Here is an 18,987-nt window from a genome sequence, read left to right on the forward strand (position 1 = left end):
ATGACATGTACCGGTAAACAGTGGCACTCTTCCCGCAGCCGCCGTGCAGCTCTACCCCACCAGCACCACGGAGCAGTGCGGAAGCGGCGGTCACGCACGTCCCACCAGCACGTCGCTCTACCCGGGCAGCACACAACCCCACCTGCCCGTCTGTTCACGGCCCGACCCAGTGGCCGCCGCAGAAGGAGTTCCGTAGTGAGACGATCCCCCCGCAAGGCAGTCGCGGCAGGCGCACTCGCCGCCACCGCCGCACTGCTCGCCGTAGCCCTGCCTTCCGGCACCGCCGCGGCCGGCACCGACGCACAGAGCGCAGCCCACGTCCAGCCCCGAGCCGGCGGCCTGCCGGCCGCGCTGTCGCCCTCGCAGCGCGCGACGCTCCTGGCCGACGCCAACGCCAATCTCACCCGCACCGCGGGCGAGCTGCGGCTCGGCGCCAAGGAACGGCTCATCCCGACCAGCGTTCTGCGGGACGCCGACGGCACCGTGCACACCCGCTACCAGCGCACCTACGACGGCCTGCCCGTCCTGGGCGGCGACCTGGTCGTGGCGAGCACGCCGGCCGGCGCCACCACCAGCGTCAACCGGGCGACCAACGCCGAGATATCGGTGCCGAGCACCACCGCCACCGCGAGCGCCGACTCCGCGAAGTCCTTCGCGATCAGCCGGGCCAAGGCCGAAGGCGCCAAGAGCCCGGCCCTGGCCGGCTCCCCGCGCAAGGTCGTCTGGGCCGCCTCCGGCGTGCCGACCCTCGCCTGGGAGTCCGTCGTCGGCGGACTGCAGGACGACGGCACCCCGAACCAGCTGCACGTCATCACCGACGCCAAGACCGGCTCGCGGCTCTTCCAGTACCAGGGCATCGAGACCGGCGTCGGCAACAGCGAGTACAGCGGCCAGGTCACCATCGGCACCACGCTGTCCGGCTCGACGTACACGATGACCGACTCCGGCCGTGGCAACCACAAGACCTACAACCTCAACCACGGCTCCTCGGGCACCGGCACGCTCTTCTCGAAGTCCACGGACACGTGGGGCAACGGCCTCCCGTCCAACGCCGAGACAGCCGGCGTCGACGCGGCCTACGGCGCCCAGGAGACCTGGGACTTCTACAAGAACGTGATGGGCCGCACCGGCATCCGCAACGACGGTGTCGGCGCGTACTCCCGCACCCACTACGGCAACGCCTACGTCAACGCCTTCTGGGACGACGGCTGCTTCTGCATGACGTACGGGGACGGCAGCGGCAACAACAAGCCGCTGACGGCGATCGACGTCGCGGGCCACGAGATGAGCCACGGCGTCACCTCCAACACCGCGGGTCTGAACTACAGCGGTGAGTCCGGCGGGCTCAACGAGGCGACGTCCGACATCTTCGGCACCTCGGTCGAGTTCTACGCCAACAACAGCAGCGACGTCGGTGACTACCTCATCGGCGAGAAGATCGACATCAACGGCGACGGCACCCCGCTGCGCTACCAGGACAAGCCCTCGCGCGACGGGACCTCGCCCGACAACTGGTACTCCGGTATCGGCAACCTGGACGTGCACTACTCGTCCGGCCCGGCGAACCACTTCTTCTACCTGCTCTCCGAGGGCAGTGGCACCAAGGTCATCAACGGTGTCACGTACAACAGCCCCACCGCCGACAACCTGCCGGTCCCCGGCATCGGCCGGGACGCCGCCTCGAAGATCTGGTACAAGGCGCTGAGCGAGCGCTTCACCTCGACGACGAACTACGCCGCCGCCCGCACCCAGAGCCTGCAGGCCACCGCTGACCTGTACGGATCCGGCAGCGCGACGTGGAACACGGTCGCCAACACCTGGGCCGCCATCGGCGTCGGCGCCCGCGTGCCGACCAGTGGCGTCACCGTCACCAAGCCGGCCAACCAGAGCACCGTCGTGAACACCGCGGCGAGCCTGCAGATCCAGGCCAGCAGCACCAACGGCGGGGCGCTCACCTACTCCGCCACCGGTCTGCCGACCGGCCTGACGATCAACGCCTCCACCGGCCTGATCTCCGGCACGCCGACCACCGTCGGCACCTACAACCCGACGGTCACGGCGAAGGACTCCACCAACGCCACCGGCTCGGCCACGTTCACCTGGACGATCACCTCCACCGGCGGTGGCAACGTCTTCGAGAACACGACCGACGTCTCGATCCCGGACGCCGGCGCGGCGGTGTACTCCAACATCAGCGTCACCGGACGCACGGGCAACGCCCCGAGCACCCTGCAGGTGGGCGTCAACATCGTCCACACCTACCGCGGTGACCTGGTCATCGACCTGGTCGCCCCCGACGGCAGCACCTACCGGCTGAAGAACTCCAGCGGGTCGGACTCCGCGGACAACGTGAACACCACGTACACGGTCAACGCCTCCAGCGAGGCCGCGAACGGCACGTGGCGGCTGAAGGTGCAGGACGTCTACAGCGCCGACACCGGCTACATCAACAGCTGGAAGCTCACCTTCTGACCCGGAACGGTCGCCCTGAGGATCTCCTGAGGGCACCCCGGACCAGCTGAGCTGCTCGAAACGGCGGTCGCGCCGTGTGACGTGAGTCATGCGGCGCGACCGCTCTCGGGATGATCGTCCCGGGACGTTTCTGGTACAGTTGGCTGCGTTGCAGTTGTGGTACCCATGAACTCCATGTGCGCCCGGTCCTTGCGGCCAGGCGCACATTTGTTTTACCGGCGTCATGTCCGGTGTGGGGAGATCATCGCGGCGACGCGGCATCCGTAAAGTGCGGATGCTGTATTAACTGCACCCATTAGGGAGACAGACATGGCTACCGGAACCGTGAAGTGGTTCAACTCCGAAAAGGGCTTCGGCTTCATCGAGCAGGACGGCGGCGGCGCTGACGTCTTCGCCCACTACTCGAACATCGCCACCCAGGGCTTCCGTGAGCTGCTCGAGGGCCAGAAGGTCGAGTTCGACGTCACGCAGGGCCAGAAGGGCCCGCAGGCCGAGAACATCCGCCCTCTCTGAGGCACCCCTGAGCGCTCACCGCGCCCAGTAGTGAGAGGCCCGCACCGCCCGGCGGTGCGGGCCTCTCGCGCGCAGCGGAAACAAAACAAGTGCGGTGCTCCCCGAGCACCGCAGGACGCCGGTCCGCAGGCGTCGAAGAGGCAGTCCGCGATCCGCCGGACGGCCCCTGGCGCCGAGGGATCCCCCTCGTCTCCGTCACGAGGAAGGTTCCCCCTTGAAGTTGTTCTCCGAGCTCGCGCTCTCCCCCGCCCTGGTCACCGCGCTGAACGCCAACGGCGTCACCGAGCCGTTCCCGATCCAGGCCGCGACGATGCCCGACGCGCTCGCCGGCCGGGACGTGCTGGGCCGCGGCCGTACCGGCTCCGGCAAGACCCTCGCCTTCGGGCTCCCGATGCTGACCCGCACCGCCGGGCAGCGCTCCGAGCCCAAGCGCCCGCTGGCGCTCGTCCTGGTGCCGACGCGTGAGCTCGCGACCCAGGTCACCGAGGCGCTCGCGCCCTACGCCCAGGTGCTCGGGCTGCGCCAGACCACCGTGGTCGGCGGCGCGTCCATCACCCGCCAGATCGCCGCGCTGCGCGGCGGCGCCGAGATCCTCGTCGCCACCCCCGGCCGGCTCGCCGACCTGATCGACCGCCGGGCCTGCGCGCTCGACCGGGTCGAGATCACGGTCCTGGACGAGGCCGACCAGATGGCCGACATGGGCTTCCTGCCGCAGGTCACCAAGTTGCTCGACCAGGTGAAGCCGAACGGCCAGCGGATGCTCTTCTCCGCCACCCTGGACAAGAACGTCGACCGGCTGGTCAAGCGCTTCCTGCACAGCCCCGTCACCCACTCGGTCGACCCGTCGGCCGCGACCGTGACGACCATGGAGCACCACGTGCTGCACGTGGACGACGACACCAAGCGCGCCGTGACCGCCGAGATCGCCGCCCGCGAGGGTGGCGTGATCATGTTCGTCGACACCAAGCGCGGCGCCGACCGGCTGACCAAGCACCTGCTGGCCGCCGGCGTCACCGCCGTCGCCCTGCACGGCGGCAAGTCCCAGCCGCAGCGCAACCGCGCCCTGGACCAGTTCCGCACCGGCAAGGCCACCGCGCTGGTCGCCACCAACGTCGCCGCCCGCGGCATCCACATCGACGGGCTCGACATGGTCGTGAACGTCGACCCGCCCGGCGACCACAAGGACTACCTGCACCGCGGCGGCCGTACCGCACGGGCCGGCGAGTCCGGCACCGTCATCACCCTGGTGCTGCCCGCGCAGCGCCGGGAGAACGCCCGGCTGATGGCGCTGGCCGGCATCAAGCCGCACACCGCGCGGGTCCGCCCCGGCGACCCCGAGCTGGTGCGCGTCACCGGTGCCCGCAAGCCCTCCGGCTCCGCCGTCACCATCCACGACCCGGTGCACGCGGCCGCCCAGGAAGCCGCCAAGCCCAAGACGAACAAGGTCGCGGGCACCCGTGGCCGCGGTCGCCGTCCCGGCGGCGCGGCCGCTGCCGGTGCGGGCGCCACCGCCGCTCCGGCGGGCACGCCCCGCAGCGGCGGCAACACCCGCGGCGGTCGTGGCGGACGCCCCCGCACCGACGCCGAGGGCGCCGCGGCCGGCTCCGGCCGGGCCGGGGTCAACGGCCGCGGCGGCACCCCCGGGCGCCCGGCCGCCGGCAGCCGCACGGCCGCGGGCCGCGGTGGCGCCGTGGGCCGTCGCGCCCGCCGCGAGGACGGCACGGGCGGCGGCCGCCGCGCGGCCTGACCGCACGGCAGCACCCCTGGCATGACGCGACGGCCGGTACCAGGAGTTCCTGGTACCGGCCGTCGCCTCTGTGCGTCAGCGGAGTATGCCCGCCGTCATGCCCTCGGACTCTGCGGGAGTGGCGATGAGGCCGAGCTCCGCGGGGGCGGCGAGCAGCGGATGGGTGGGCAGCACCCGGACGGTGTAGCCGAAGGGGCCCGTCCGGTCGAGGGTCAGCGGGCCCTCGTAGAGCCTGCGGCCGTTGATGTCGGCGTGCGCCGTCGGTTTGAGGGAGATCACCGCCGGGTCGGCGATCCGGTCGGCGTCGTCCACCCGCCCGGAGAGCACCTGCACGTCGACGTCGCCGGTGTCGAGCTCGCCCAGGGTCACCTGGACCCGCAGGGTCAGGGTGGAGCCCAGCTCGGGGAAGCCGCCCACCGAACCGGTCTCCACGTGCTCGACGGCGACCTGGTTCCAGCCGCGGCGGACCCGGGCCTTCCAGGTCGCGAGCTCCCGGGCGGCGTCGCCCGCGATGGCCCGGTGCGCGCGGGCGGCCGGGGCGTAGAGCTGCCCGACGTAGTCGCGCACCATGCGTCCCGCGAGCACCTTGGGCCCCAGGGTCACCAGGGTGTGCCGGACCATCTCGATCCAGCGGGCGGGCATCCCGTTGGCGTCGTGGTCGTAGAAGCGCGGGGCCACCTGGTTCTCGATGAGCTCGTAGAGCGCGGTCGCCTCGATGTCGTCCCGGCGGTCTGGATCGCCGCCCGCGCTGGAGCCGTTCGCCCCGTCGTCGGCGGTGGGAATGGCCCAGCCGTTGTTGCCGTCGAACCACTCGTCCCACCACCCGTCGAGCACGGACAGGTTGAGGCAGCCGTTGAGGGCCGCCTTCATACCGGACGTGCCGCACGCCTCCAGCGGGCGCAGCGGGTTGTTGAGCCAGACGTCGCACCCGGGGTAGAGGTGCTGGGCCATGCCCATGTCGTAGTCGGGCAGGAAGACGATGCGGTGGCGCACCCGCGGGTCGTCCGCGAAGCGCACGAGCTCCTGGACGAGCCGCTTGCCGCCGTCGTCCGCCGGGTGGGCCTTGCCCGCGACGACGATCTGGATCGGCCGCTCGGGGTGCAGCAGCAGGTCCATCAGCCGGTCCTGGTCGCGGAGCATCAGCGTGAGCCGCTTGTAGGACGGGACGCGGCGGGCGAAGCCGATGGTCAGGACGTCGGGGTCCAGGACGTCGTCCACCCAGCCCAGCTCGGCGAGGCCGGCGCCGCGCTGGCGCCACGAGGCGCGCACCCGGCGCCGCACGTCCTCCACCAGCTGCTCGCGCAGCACCCGGCGCAGTTCCCACACGGCCGGGTCCGGGATCTCGGCGACGGGCTCCCAGCGCTGGGTCTCGCCGATCATCAGGGCGTCCTCGGCGCGCTGCGCGCCGATCTGGCGGGCGCCGAGCCGGAAGACCTCGGGGGCGACCCAGGTCGGGGCGTGCACGCCGTTGGTGATGGAGGCGATCGGCACCTCCTCGGGGTCGAACCCGGGCCACAGCCCGGCGAACATCTGCCGGCTGACGGCGCCGTGCAGGGTGGAGACGCCGTTGGCGCGCTGGGCCAGCCGCAGCCCCATCACCGCCATGTTGAAGACGTTCGGGTCGCCGCCCGAGTACGTCTCCATGCCCAGCTCCAGCACCCGCTGGATGTCGACGCCGGGCAGTTCGCCGCCGTCGCCGAGGTGCTGCCCGACCAGCTCGCGGTCGAAGCGGTCGATCCCGGCGGGCACGGGCGTGTGGGTGGTGAAGACGGTGCCGGCCCGCACCGCCTCCACGGCCGCGTCGAAGTCGAGCCCCTCCCCGCCGAGTTCGCGGATGCGCTCCAGGCCGAGGAATCCGGCGTGGCCCTCGTTGGTGTGGAAGACCTCGGGGTCCGGGTGGCCGGTGAGCCGGCAGTACGCGCGGACGGCGCGCACCCCGCCGATGCCGAGCAGCATCTCCTGCAGCAGCCGGTGCTCGCTGCCGCCGCCGTACAGGCGGTCGGTGACATCGCGTTCCGCGCGGTGGTTCTCCTCGACGTCGGAGTCGAGGAGCAGCAGCGGGACGCGGCCCACCTGGGCTTTCCAGATGTGGGCGGTCAGCGATCGGCCGCCGGGCAGGGCGAGGACGACGTGGGCGGGGGTGCCGTCTGACTCGCGCAGCAGGGTCAGCGGCAGTTCGTTGGGGTCAAGGACGGGATAGTGCTCCTGCTGCCAGCCCTCGCGGGACAGGCTCTGGCGGAAGTAGCCGTGGCGGTAGAGCAGGCCGACGCCGATCAGCGGCACACCGAGGTCGCTGGCGGCCTTGAGGTGGTCCCCGGCCAGGATGCCGAGGCCGCCCGAGTACTGGGGCAGGGCCGCGGTGATCCCGAACTCGGGCGAGAAGTAGGCGATGGCGGCGGGCAGTTCCGAGGACTGCCCCTGGTACCAGCGCGGATTGGTGAGGTAGTCGGTCAGGTCCTCGGCGGCCGCGGAGAGGCGGCGCAGGAATCTGCGGTCCTGGGCCAGAGCCCCGAGCCGTTCCTTCGAGACGGCGCCGAGCAGCCGCACCGGGTCGCCGGCAGCGGCCCGCCAGCCCTCCTCGTCGACGCTCTGGAACAGCTCTCTGGACTCGGAGTGCCAGGACCAGCGCAGATTCTGTGCCAGTTCGCCGAGCGGACGCAGCGGTTCCGGCAGGACAGTTCGCACGGTGAAACGACGGATTGCCTTCACGCTACGACGGTAGCGGGGTCCCGCCCCCCGATCCCTGTGCTCTCCACGATCCGGACGTTCAAACGCCCGAACGGACGTGCGCCGAGGCATCCGCCCCGGCGCGCGTCCGCTCAGTGCGCCGCGCGGGCGGCGGGGGCGTCGTACGGGGAGCCCTGGTTCACCGAGGCCGGGTCGAACGCGCCCGCGACGGCGTAGCGTCTGGCGATCGTCTCCAGCTCGGTGCGGGGGATCACGTCGTGGATGTCCGTGAAGCCGCCGGGGGCGCGTTCGTGGGCCATGTTGATGACCACCTCGGGGCCGAGGCGGCGGTTGGAGCGCTGCAGCTCGGTCATGGGCGGCCGGCGCTCGGCCTCGTACGCCAGCAGGGCCCGCGCGGGATCCTCGTGCGCGGCCATCGCGTGGGCCAGCGCCCGGCCGTCGATGATCGACTGGGTGGCGCCGTTCGAGCCGATCGGGTACATCGCGTGGGCGGCGTCGCCGATCAGCGTCACCCCGCCGAAGGTCCAGCGCACCAGCGGCTCGCGGTCCACCATCGGGTACTCGAAGGCGGCCTCGGCGGCGTCGATCACCTCGCCGACGTCGACGCCGTCGAAGACCCAGCCCTCGTAGTGGCGGCGGAACCGGTCGACGGGCACCGGGCGGTTCCAGTCGCTGCGGTCCAAGGCGGCGGCGCCGCGCTCGGCCGGCATCGCCAGCGCCCAGTTGACGAGCACCCGCTCGCCGGGCGCCGCCGGGACCGTCAGCGGGTAGACGACGGCCTTCTGCCGGTCGTTCCCCGCGATGAACATGAAGGTGCCGACGCGGTCGGCCGGCATCCAAGACACCCCGCGCCAGACCAGCACGCCGTTCCACGGCGGTGCGCCCTCACCGGGGTACATCGCGGCGCGGACCGCGGAGCGGATGCCGTCCGCGCCGATCAGGATCTCCGCGTCCAGGTCGGTCCTGGCCCCGCCGGCCCGGTTCCTGGCAGCCACCCGCAGCCGGGCGCCCGGCAGCTCGGCGAAGTCCTCCACCCGGGCGCCGGCGAGCACCGCGGCGCGGCCGAGCCGCTCCCGGACCGCGCGGGCCAGCACCTCCTGCAGCCGGCCCCGGTGGATCGACAGCTGCGGCCAGCGGTAGCCGGCGCCGATGCCGCGCGGCTCCCGCCAGACGAGGCTGCCGCTGCTGTGGTAGTACCGCAGCTCGCTGGTGGGCACCGACACGGCGGCCAGTTCCTCGTACAGCCCCAGCGCCGCCAGCTCCCTGACCGCGTTGGGCATGATGTTGAGCCCGGCGCCGACCGGCTGGACCTCCGGGGCGGCCTCGACGACCAGCACGTCGGTGCGGCCGGCGGCGTGCAGGCTGAGTGCCGCGGTGAGGCCGGCGATGCCGCCCCCCGCGATGACGACGCGGTTCATCGTTCCCCTTCGGTGGAGCGCCGGACCAGCGTCTCGTTCTCGCGGGTCAGGTCGAGTACGGAGCGCAGCAGTTCGACGGGGGCGCCGCCGCTGCCGTAGTCGTACAGCCGCAGCTCGTCGCTGTACGCCTCGCGGGCGATCCGGATGTGCCGGGCGCGGAAGGTCTTGAGGATGCGCAGCACCCGCGCCAGCGCGACGGCGCCGGCCCGCAGGGCGGGGGGAATCCGGTCCCCCTCCTCCCAGCTGAACGCGAAGGAGAGCTTGCCGACCGCGGAGGGGCTGCCCTGGTAGCGCGCGTGGAAGGCGCGCCAGGCGGGGAGGCTGTAGGGCACCGACTCGGCGAGGAACGTCTCGTACCGGCCCGCGTCGCGGTCGGACTGCCAGAGCGTCAGGTCGACCAGCCAGAGCGGGACCTGGGCCGCCGCCGGGCCGAGGTACGCGCGGCCGTCGAGGGTGACCTCCTCGAAGTAGGGGCGCAGCACCCGGGCGAAGAAGACCGGCGAGACGTTGGCGACGGTGAAGTCGATCGAGTCGACCATGGCCTGGACGAGTCCGGCGAGCCGGTCGAGGCAGGACGCGAACCGGATGTCGTGGGGTTCGAGCAGGGTCAGCTCCGAGCAGGCGTCGAGCGCGGCGCACAGGCTGGGGAAGACCATCCGCACGGCGTCCTGGAGGCAGGCCTCCATGGGGTCCCCGGTGTACATGCGCTGGCGCGCGCCGACCGGGTTCCACGCCGTGTAGTGGTGGACGGTGTCCCGCGGCACCATGCCGGTGCGCCGGCCCAGCGCGCGCAGCACCGGCAGCGCCTCCGGCACGGCGTCGAGCGGCTCGGTGCCGTGCCGCTTGATGGAGCCGAGGAAGATGCCCAGGTCCCGCATGGCGGCGAGGTTCTCGACGGTGGACAGGTCGTCGAGGACGTCGGGGGCCGGCAGGAGCTCGCGCAGCGCGGTGACCATCCCGGACACGTCGCCGTCCGCGTTCATGACACGGAGCTTCTCGCAGGCCTCGTCCGCTCCCAGCGGGTCGGCACCCCGTATCTCCTCGATCCGGTAGTAGGGCTCTTGGCCCTGGAGCACGTGGAGCACAGACATGTGGGGCACCGTCATTCCGAGGGTCACAGGGATGTGTGTGTGCTGGGCTTGGGGTCGGCGCTCTCCCGCGGCACGCCGCGCGGCAGCAGCGTCAGCAGGGCGGCGGCCGCGGCGAACGCGGCGCCGACGAGCAGCGCGGTGCGGAAGCCCGCGGTCTCGGCGGCGGCGCCGGGTCCTGCGGTCCGGGTGTGGGCCGCGGCCACGGCGACGAGGACCGCGAGGCCGAGGACCGAGCCGAATTGCTGGCTGGTGTTGACCAGCCCCGACACCAGTCCGGTCTCCCCGGGCGCCGCCTGCGCGGTCGCGGCGACGTTGGTGGTCACCATGACCAGCGGCAGCCCGATCCCGATCAGCAGGCTGGGGGCGAGGACCGTCGTGGCGAACGATCCGTCCGGCGACAGCGACAGGGCGAGCCACCCGGTGGCGGCGGCCACCGTCGCGAAACCGGCGGTCATCACCGGGCGCAGCCCGAAGCGCGCGACCAGCCGGCCGGTCCCGGGCGCGGTCAGCACGACGACGAGCGACAGCGGCAGCAGGCCGAGCCCGCCGGTGACCGGCGGGTACTCCAGCACGTCCTGGAGGTAGAGGCTGACCAGGAAGAACATCGGGAACAGCGCCATCTGCGCCAGCGCGCTGAGGAGGTTCGCCAGCCGGAGCGCCGGCCGGCCGAGCACCCCGGGCGGGACCAGCGGACGGGCGGCGCGGCTCTCGATGACCGCGAACGCCGCCAGCAGGAGCACCCCGGCGGCTCCGGCGAGGAGCGTGCCGCCGTCCGTCCATCCCGCGCTACCCGCGTCGACCAGCGCGTACGCGATCAGGCTGAGCCCGCCGGTGGCGGTGAGGGCGCCGCCGAGGTCGAACTCCCGCAGCCCCCCGGCGCGGCCTGCCGCCGCCCGGTCGCGGCGGGCCGGGACGGACGCCAGCGCGGTCGGCGTCAGGGCGATGAGCGCCGCGCCCACCAGCACGTTCAGCGCGAACGTGGAGCGCCAGCCCAGTCCGGAGGTCAGGACGCCGCCCAGCACCGTGCCCAGCGCGCCGCCCAGCCCGCCGAGCGCCGCGAAGACCCCCAGGGCGCGGTGCCGTTCGGGCCCGTCGGCGAAGAGCAGCAGCACCAGCGCGAACGCGGCGGCGGCCGCGCAGGCCGCGCCGACCCCCTGCAGGGCGCGGGCGGCCACGAGCAGCCGGGCGTCACCGGCGAAGGCGCCGCCGAGCGAGGACGCCGACAGCAGCGCCAGCCCCGCCGTGAAGAGCCGGCGGTGGCCGACGAGGTCGGCGACCCGTCCGGCCAGCAGCAGGAAGCCGCCGAAGGTGACCAGGTAGGCGTTGGCCACCAGGGAGAGGCCGGCGGCGTCGGTGCCGAGGTCCTCGCCGATGGACGGCAGGGCCACGTTGATGATCGCGGTGTCGAGGATCAGCAGGAGCTGGGTCGAGGCCAGCAGGGCGAGCGCGGTGCCGCGTCGGTGCGCCGTCGCCTCAGGCACGGGGCAGCGGAGGCAGTTCGTAGCCGTCGAGGCAGGTCCGGGCCAGGCTCTCGCAGGCACCGGTGTCGCCCTCCCACGCCTGCTGCATCAGGTAGACGTGCGGGGCGCCGTGGTAGAAGCGCTCGTACTGCTCGTGCCGTCCGGCGAACTCGGTGCCGAGCGCGTCCCAGGCGAGCTTGAGCAGCTTGATCCGGTCCTGCGCCGGGTGTCCCGGGGAGCGGATGTACTTCGCGATGACGGGGCCGATCTCCGGGTGCAGCAGGTCCTGCGCGGAGGCGGGGAGCTGGATGACGCCGCCGCCGGCCAGCAGCTTGATCTCGCTGATCGCCCGGGGGTAGATGTCACCGGCCATGATGCGGTGCGCGTACGAGATCTCCTTGTCGGGCATCACGCCACCGCGTCCGCCGTCGACCTGCTGGTACCCCGCCTCGGCGGCCAGCACCATCGACTTGGCCTGCGCCACCCAGCCCATCAGCCGGCCGATCTGGTGCTGGACCGGCGGCAGGTCGTAGGTGTTGTTGGCCTTGGCGAGCAGGATCGCGACGCCGGTGAGGAACTCCAGCTTGGTCCAGAAGCGGGTGGCCGCCTGGTGGACGAAGTTCACGTACGCCGGGGTCTGCCACCACTGGCCGAAGCAGACGTCGACGTTGCGGTACGCGAGCACGTTCTCCCACGGCACGAAGACGTCCTCGCAGACCAGCAGGGCGTCGTTCTCGTCGAAGCGCGAGGAGAGCGGGTTGTCGAAGACGCTGCGCGCCTGGGCCTCGTAGGAGGTGCGGGAGATGAACTTCAGGCCGGGGGTGTCGACGGGTATCGAGAAGCAGAGGGCGTGCTCGACGTCCTGCGGGGCCAGCGGCTCGATGGTGCCGACGAGGACCTCGTTGCCGAAGACCGCCGCGGTGCCGATCATCTTGGCGCCCCGCACGACGATGCCGCCGTCGCGCTCGGCCACCACCCGGACGACGAGGTCGTCCGCCTCCTGCTCGGACGCGGACTTCGTCCGGTCGATCTGCGGGTTGGTGATGGTGAACGTCGGATACAGGTCGCCCTGCGCCATCCGCCGGTGGTAGGCGGCGACGTTCGGCGCGCCGTCGAAGGTGTCCGTGGTGAAGAGGGCGGGTGCGGCGGCGAAGCCGGCGATGCCCGCCGCCATGTAGTCGGGGGTGCGTCCGAGATGGCCGAAACTCGCCTCTGCCCAGACCTTGTGCGCGCTACGCCGGGCGACCAGGTCCTCGTACGAACGGGGTATCAGGAAGGCACGGTGCACACCGTCCTGGGCGAGTACGGCGGAGTGCCGGGAGTCGTGGGACAGGTCGTACAGGCCCGCGATGGAGTCGACGGTGTTGCGGAAGGCCGGATGGACGGTGATGTCCTTGACCCGCTCACCGTCGATCCATATCTCGCGTCCGTCTCGCAGCGAATCCTTGTACTCCTGGCCGGACCTGGTCACCGTGTCTCCTCAACGATCTTCGACGCGCCGTTGAAGAGACTGCCTCATACACGTGTGCTAATCAATGAACGTCCTGCCGGTCCCGTTTATGAACCGGCCAGTTGCCGCGGTACTCACCGGGAGTCGTCCCGAACCACTTGCGGAACGCCAGGTGGAACCCGACGGCGCTCTGGTAGCCGACCCGCGGCGGCACGGCGGCCTGCGGAACCGCCGTCTCCGTCAGCAGCCGGGCGGCCTCCTGCATCCGGCGACCGGTCAGATGCCGGGCCGGCGCCTCGCCCACCAGTTCCCGGAAGGTGGCGGTGAAGGCCGAGCGCGACATGCCGACCTCACGGGCCAGCGCCTCGATCGTCCACGGTTCGGAGAAGCGGGTGGAGACGATGACGAGCGCCCTGCTGATGCCCGGGTGGCGCAGCGCGGGCAGCACCGCCGGGTTGGCGGACAGTTCGCGCAGCAGCGGGCGCAGCGCCAGCACGAAGGCCATCTCGAACGCCCGCAGGGTGACCAGCTGCGATCCCGGCTCGCCGCGCCGCTCGGCGACGGCGAGCGAGGCGAGCGTCTCGCGCAGCAGCGGTTCCTTGTCGACCTGCGTCCGGTCCAGCACCAGCGACCACGGCAGCGCCCGGTACAGCGATGTCGCCGCCGTCGCGTCGTAGTGCAGCCCGGCGCACAGGATGCGGCTGCGCTCCCCGGTCCCCTCCACGACGAGCACCCCTGACGTGCCCGGCTCGCGCTCCGGGAGGACCGCCTTGAGCGGGACGCCCTGCCGGTCGGGCAGGTCGGAGAGGCGGTGGGCGGTCCCGGTCGGGAAGACCGCCAGGTCCCCCTGGTGGAGCTGGATCGGCGGGCAGTCGCCGCCCGAGCTGATCCAGCAGTCGCCCTCGACCATGTAGTGCAGGATCGCGCAGCTCTGCTCGGAGTCCCCCTCGATGGCCCAGGGCGCCCGCACCGTCCAGAGGCTGTCGAAGACGCCGGTCAGGCGCAGTGGCCGAAGTAGTTCGCTGAGGAGGTCGTTCCCGCCAGATTCCATGGACGAACCCTTAATCCCCGTCCCGGTTTGCTTATTGCCGCCCCTGTGCGCCCCGTCCAGCCTGAGGTGAGGCGGAATCGCTGATTCATTCTAGCGAAGGGCGACACACCGATGTCGGGAGAGATTCACCAGCGCTGCTTGGTCGTGGGTGCGACCGGCTTCCAGGGGGGCGCCGTGGCCCGGCTGCTCGCCGGACGCGGGCACCGGGTACGCAGCCTGACGCGGCGTCCGGCCGTGGCGCGCCCCGACATCGCGGGCGTCTCGTTCGTGGCGGGCGACCTCGGGAGCCGGGACGACGTGATGTGGGCCTTCAAGGGCGCGACGCACGCAGTCGTGACCATGCCATTGGAGTACGACCCCCTACGTATAGAGACGTACGCGATCCACATCGCCGAGGCCGCGCTGGAGTCCGGGGTGACCCGGATCGTCTACAACGCGAACACCCGGGTGCCGCAGGACACCGCGGGAGTGGCCGCGTTCGAGACCCGCCGGATCGCCGAAGCGGTATTGGCGGACTGCGGGGTGCCGCTGGTCGTGCTGCGCCCGCCGGTCTACCTCGACAACCTGTTCAGCCCCTGGAACGGCCCGGCGCTGGTGGACGAGGGCGTCCTCGCGTACCCGCTCCCCGCCCACCAGCGGGTCGCGTGGATCTCGCACGACGACCTGGCCGTCGCGGTGGCCGCCGCGCTCTTCAACGACGGCCTCGAGGGTCGGGTTCTGGACATCGGCGGAGAGGCCCTCGACGGCGCCGAACTCGCCGCCGCCTTCGCCGAGGGCCTCGGCCGGCCCGTCGTCTACCGGGCGCTGCCGCCCGCCGCCTTCGAGGCCGCGCTGGCCAAGGCGATCGGCCCGAACGCGGCCGCGGGCGTCGCCGGGATCTACCACTACATGGCCGAGGGCACCGACGCCCGGCTGATGGACGGCGACCCGCGGGAGGCCGAGCAGGCGCTCGGCATCAAGCTCACCTCGGTGGCGGACTGGGTGGCCGCGCAGCCCTGGCAGACCTGGTCCAGCCGCCCGCTCTGACCTCTCCGGCACCCTCCCCGACCAGCCGTCCGGCCCCCACCGTCCCGCGGGGCCGGGCGGCTCTGCCGTGCCGGGCCCGGCCGGCTTTGCCAACTCCCCGCAAAGTACGCGCGGGTACCTCTTCCCGGGAGCTTTTGACTGGCATCCAATGGGAAGGCTCCCGGCTGTGCGGAGTCTTCCCATCCCCCATCACTCCGCCATTCGCCCGACCCTCCAACCGAGTGAACGCGGACAGGAGCGGCCATGCACGCGAGAACACATCCACAGGAGCAGATACAAAGAGCGGGAGCACGCAAGGAAGCTGCTCGCCGCGCCGCCGCCCGTCGGCGCAAGCAGCCCCCGGAGCACTCGTCTCCTGTCCATCCACCAGCGCTCCCAGGTGAGGCAATGATCGGTCGTATCCCCGTCCTCGACGTCCGCCCGCTCGTGGACTGCGGCCGCCGGCCCGCCAAGGCGGTCGCCGGCGAGACCTTCCAGGTCACCGCCACGGTCTTCCGCGAGGGCCATGACGCGGTCGCCGCCAATGTGGTGCTGCGCGACCCCAACGGCCGCTCGGGGCCATGGACCCCGATGCGGGAGCTGGCCCCCGGCACCGACCGCTGGGGCGCGGACATCACCCCGCCGGCCGAGGGCCGCTGGACGTACACGGTGGAGGCGTGGAGCGATCCGGTCGCCACCTGGCGGCACGTCGCCGCCATCAAGATCCCCGCCGGGATCGACACCGACCTGGTCCTCACCGAGGGCGCCCGGCTGCACGAGCTGGCCGCCGCGGGCGTGCCCAAGAACGACGGCAGGGCCGCCGTCCTGGCAGCCGTCGACGTGCTGCTCGACGAGAACAGGACCGCGGCCGAGCGGCACGCCGCCGCCGTCTCCTGCGAGGTCACCGCCGTCCTGGACCGGTTTCCGCTGCGGGAGCTGGTGACCGCCTCCCGCCCGATGCCGCTGCAGGTCGAGCGCGAGCGGGCGCTCTTCGGCTCCTGGTACGAGTTCTTCCCGCGCTCCGAGGGCGCGGTCGTCGAGCCGGGCCGCCCGCCGGTCTCCGGCACCTTCCGCACCGCGGCCGAGCGGCTGCCGGCCGTCGCCGCCATGGGCTTCGACGTCCTGTACCTGCCACCGATCCACCCGATCGGCACGGCCTTCCGCAAGGGACCGGACAACAGCCTGGTGGCGGGCCCGGACGACGTCGGCTGCCCCTGGGCGATCGGCTCGCCGGCGGGCGGGCACGACGCGGTCCACCCCGACCTGGGCACCATCGAGGACTTCGACTTCTTCGTCGAGCGCGCCCGTGAGCTGCGGCTGGAGATCGCCCTCGACTTCGCGCTGCAGTGCTCCCCCGACCACCCGTGGGTCGACAAGCACCCGGAGTGGTTCACCCACCGGCCCGACGGCTCCATCGCCTACGCCGAGAACCCGCCGAAGAAGTACCAGGACATCTACCCCATCGCCTTCGACGCCGACATGCCCGGCCTCGTGACCGAGACCCTGCGGGTGCTGCGGTACTGGATGGAGCACGGCGTCCGGATCTTCCGGGTGGACAACCCGCACACCAAGCCGGTGGTCTTCTGGGAGAAGGTCATCGCCGACATCAACCGCACCGACCCCGACGTGATCTTCCTGGCCGAGGCGTTCACCCGGCCGGCGATGATGCACACCCTGGCGAAGATCGGCTTCCAGCAGTCGTACACGTACTTCACCTGGCGCACGGCCAAGGAGGAGCTGACCGACTACCTGACGGAGCTGTCCGGGGACGCGGCAAGTTACATGCGCCCGAATTTCTTCGTCAACACGCCGGACATCCTGCACGCGTACCTTCAGCACGGCGGCCGCCCCGCGTTCGAGGTGCGTGCCGTGCTGGCCGCGACGATGTCACCCACCTGGGGGGTCTACGCGGGCTTCGAACTGTGCGAGGGCGACGCCGTACGGCACGGCAGCGAGGAGTACCTGCACTCGGAGAAGTACGAACTGCGTCCCCGCGACTGGGCCGCGGCCGAGGCGGAAGGACGTTCGCTGGCCCCGTTCATCACGCGGCTCAACCGGCTGCGGCGCCGCCATCCGGCCCTGCGGCAGCTGCGTGAGCTGGCATTTCACCGTACGGACAACGACGCGGTGCTCGCGTACTCCAAGCGCAGCGGCGAGGACGTCGTACTGGTGGTCGTCAACCTGGACGCCCACCACACCCAGGAGGCCACCGTCTCGTTGAACATGCCGGAACTCGGCCTGGACTGGGGCCAGTCCGTCCCGGTGCGCGACGAGCTCACCGGCGAGACCTACCACTGGGGCAGGGAAAACTATGTGCGCCTCGAACCGGGCCGTACGCCCGCGCACATCGTTCATCTGCGACCGTCTCCTTCGATCGGAGGGTCACTCAGTTGATCGTCAACGAACCCGTTCCTGACACCTTCGAGGACACACCGGCAAAGGACCGAGATCCCGACTGGTTCAAGCGGGCGGTGTTCTACGAAGTCCTCGTGCGGTCCTTCCAGGACAGCAACGGCGACGGTGTCGGTGACCTCAAGGGGATCACCGCCAAACTCGACTACCTGCAATGGCTCGGGGTGGACTGCCTCTGGCTGCCGCCCTTCTTCGCCTCACCGCTGCGCGACGGGGGCTACGACGTCTCCGACTACACCGCGGTGCTCCCGGAATTCGGCGACCTCGCCGACTTCGTGGAGTTCGTCGACGCCGCGCACCAGCGCGGCATGCGCGTGATCATCGACTTCGTCATGAACCACACGAGCGACCAGCACGAGTGGTTCCAGCAGTCCCGTGCCGACCCGGACGGGCCCTACGGCGACTACTACACCTGGGCCGACGACGACAAGGAGTTCCAGGACGCACGGATCATCTTCGTCGACACCGAGACGTCCAACTGGACCTTCGACCCGGTGCGCAAGCAGTACTACTGGCACCGGTTCTTCTCCCACCAGCCGGATCTCAACTACGAGAACCCGCAGGTCCAGGAGGAGATCCTGGCCGCGCTGCGGTTCTGGCTCGACCTGGGGATCGACGGCTTCCGGCTCGACGCGGTGCCCTACCTCTACCAGCAGGAGGGCACCAACTGCGAGAACCTACCGCAGACCCACCAGTTCCTGAAGCGGGTCCGCGCGGAGATCGACCTGCACTACCCGGACACCGTGCTGCTCGCCGAGGCCAACCAGTGGCCGGAGGACGTCGTCGACTACTTCGGCGACTTCCAGGCGGGCGGCGACGAGTGCCACATGGCGTTCCACTTCCCCGTCATGCCGCGCATCTTCATGGCGGTGCGCCGCGAGTCGCGCTACCCGGTCTCGGAGGTCCTGGCCAAGACCCCGGCCATCCCGCAGACCTGCCAGTGGGGCATCTTCCTGCGGAACCACGACGAGCTGACCCTCGAGATGGTCACCGACGAAGAGCGCGACTACATGTACGCGGAGTACGCCAAGGACCCGCGGATGCGGGCCAACATCGGCATCCGCCGCCGGCTGGCCCCGCTGCTGGACAACGACCGCAACCAGATCGAACTGTTCACCGCGCTGCTGCTGTCGCTGCCCGGCTCGCCGATCCTGTACTACGGCGACGAGATCGGCATGGGCGACAACATCTGGCTCGGCGACCGGGACGGGGTCCGCACCCCCATGCAGTGGACGCCCGACCGCAACGCGGGCTTCTCCTCGTGCGATCCCGGGCGGCTCTACCTGCCGACCATCATGGATCCGGTCTACGGCTACCAGGTCACCAACGTCGAGGCCGCGATGAGCAGCCCCTCCTCGCTGCTGCACTGGACCCGGCGCATGATCGAGATCCGCAAGCAGAACCCCGCCTTCGGCCTCGGCTCCTACACGGAACTGCCGTCGAGCAACCCCGCCGTGCTGGCGTTCCTGCGGGAGTACGGCGACGACCTCGTCCTGTGCGTGCACAACTTCTCCCGCTTCCCCCAGCCCACCGAGCTGGACCTGCGGACGTTCAACGGCCGGCACCCGGTCGAGCTCATCGGCGGGGTGCGGTTCCCCGCCATCGGCGAACTGCCGTACCTGCTGACCCTCGCCGGCCACGGCTTCTACTGGTTCCGGCTGCGCCGCGACCCCGTGTAGC

General features: G+C 71.5%; 12 protein-coding genes. 6 read left to right on the forward strand and 6 right to left on the reverse strand.

The window, feature by feature from the left end; translation table 11 throughout:
* The first annotated feature begins 195 nt into the window (after positions 1-195).
* The 3 genes from ABZ721_RS06580 to ABZ721_RS06590 all read left to right on the forward strand — a co-directional run bounded on the left by ABZ721_RS06580 (position 196) and on the right by ABZ721_RS06590 (position 4,732).
* Complete coding sequence (locus ABZ721_RS06580; protein ID WP_358787482.1) at positions 196-2,472, forward strand: M4 family metallopeptidase; 2,277 nt, start codon at positions 196-198, stop codon at positions 2,470-2,472.
* A gap of 309 nt (positions 2,473-2,781) precedes the next feature.
* Positions 2,782-2,985 carry a cold-shock protein gene (locus ABZ721_RS06585; RefSeq protein WP_138354888.1) on the forward strand — a complete coding sequence of 68 codons (204 nt, stop codon included), beginning with the start codon at positions 2,782-2,784 and terminating at the stop codon, positions 2,983-2,985.
* A gap of 214 nt (positions 2,986-3,199) precedes the next feature.
* Positions 3,200-4,732 (forward strand): DEAD/DEAH box helicase, encoded by a 1,533-nt coding sequence (locus ABZ721_RS06590; protein WP_358787483.1) that lies wholly within the window; start codon positions 3,200-3,202, stop codon positions 4,730-4,732.
* Positions 4,733-4,807: 75 nt separating this feature from the next.
* On the opposite strand, the gene glgP is transcribed toward ABZ721_RS06590, so the two are convergent.
* The 6 genes from glgP to ABZ721_RS06620 all read right to left on the reverse strand — a co-directional run bounded on the left by glgP (position 4,808) and on the right by ABZ721_RS06620 (position 13,890).
* On the reverse strand, positions 4,808-7,441 hold the full coding sequence (gene glgP, locus ABZ721_RS06595) for an alpha-glucan family phosphorylase (RefSeq protein ID WP_358787484.1): 2,634 nt from the start codon (positions 7,439-7,441) through the stop codon (positions 4,808-4,810).
* Between the two features lie 110 nt (positions 7,442-7,551).
* Entirely contained in the window at positions 7,552-8,838 is a 1,287-nt protein-coding gene (locus tag ABZ721_RS06600) for a flavin-dependent oxidoreductase (RefSeq protein ID WP_358787485.1), read from the reverse strand.
* On the reverse strand, positions 8,835-9,929 hold the full coding sequence (locus ABZ721_RS06605) for a monodechloroaminopyrrolnitrin synthase PrnB family protein (RefSeq protein ID WP_358787486.1): 1,095 nt from the start codon (positions 9,927-9,929) through the stop codon (positions 8,835-8,837). Before ABZ721_RS06605 ends, ABZ721_RS06600 begins: the two co-directional genes overlap by 4 nt.
* A 23-nt stretch (positions 9,930-9,952) precedes the next feature.
* Positions 9,953-11,410, reverse strand: a complete 1,458-nt coding sequence (locus ABZ721_RS06610) for an MFS transporter (RefSeq protein ID WP_358787487.1) — start codon at positions 11,408-11,410, stop codon at positions 9,953-9,955.
* Positions 11,403-12,860 (reverse strand): 4-hydroxyphenylacetate 3-hydroxylase N-terminal domain-containing protein, encoded by a 1,458-nt coding sequence (locus tag ABZ721_RS06615; RefSeq protein WP_358787488.1) that lies wholly within the window; start codon positions 12,858-12,860, stop codon positions 11,403-11,405. Before ABZ721_RS06615 ends, ABZ721_RS06610 begins: the two co-directional genes overlap by 8 nt.
* A gap of 61 nt (positions 12,861-12,921) precedes the next feature.
* Positions 12,922-13,890 (reverse strand): AraC family transcriptional regulator, encoded by a 969-nt coding sequence (locus ABZ721_RS06620; RefSeq protein ID WP_358787489.1) that lies wholly within the window; start codon positions 13,888-13,890, stop codon positions 12,922-12,924.
* Positions 13,891-14,001: 111 nt separating this feature from the next.
* On the opposite strand from ABZ721_RS06620, the gene ABZ721_RS06625 reads away from it, so the two are divergent.
* The 3 genes from ABZ721_RS06625 to treS all read left to right on the forward strand — a co-directional run bounded on the left by ABZ721_RS06625 (position 14,002) and on the right by treS (position 18,986).
* Positions 14,002-14,916 carry an NmrA family NAD(P)-binding protein gene (locus ABZ721_RS06625; protein WP_358787490.1) on the forward strand — a complete coding sequence of 305 codons (915 nt, stop codon included), beginning with the start codon at positions 14,002-14,004 and terminating at the stop codon, positions 14,914-14,916.
* Between the two features lie 387 nt (positions 14,917-15,303).
* The gene (locus ABZ721_RS06630; protein ID WP_358787491.1) at positions 15,304-17,289 is read left to right on the forward strand and encodes an alpha-1,4-glucan--maltose-1-phosphate maltosyltransferase; all 1,986 of its coding nucleotides are present in this window, start codon (positions 15,304-15,306) and stop codon (positions 17,287-17,289) included.
* The gene (gene treS, locus ABZ721_RS06635) at positions 17,286-18,986 is read left to right on the forward strand and encodes a maltose alpha-D-glucosyltransferase (protein WP_358787492.1); all 1,701 of its coding nucleotides are present in this window, start codon (positions 17,286-17,288) and stop codon (positions 18,984-18,986) included. The genes ABZ721_RS06630 and treS overlap by 4 nt, the downstream gene beginning before the upstream one ends.
* The last annotated feature ends 1 nt before the right edge of the window (position 18,987 follow it).

Origin of the sequence: Streptomyces sp. NPDC006733, from assembly GCF_040636125.1 — a bacterium.
Lineage (GTDB): Bacteria > Actinomycetota > Actinomycetes > Streptomycetales > Streptomycetaceae > Actinacidiphila.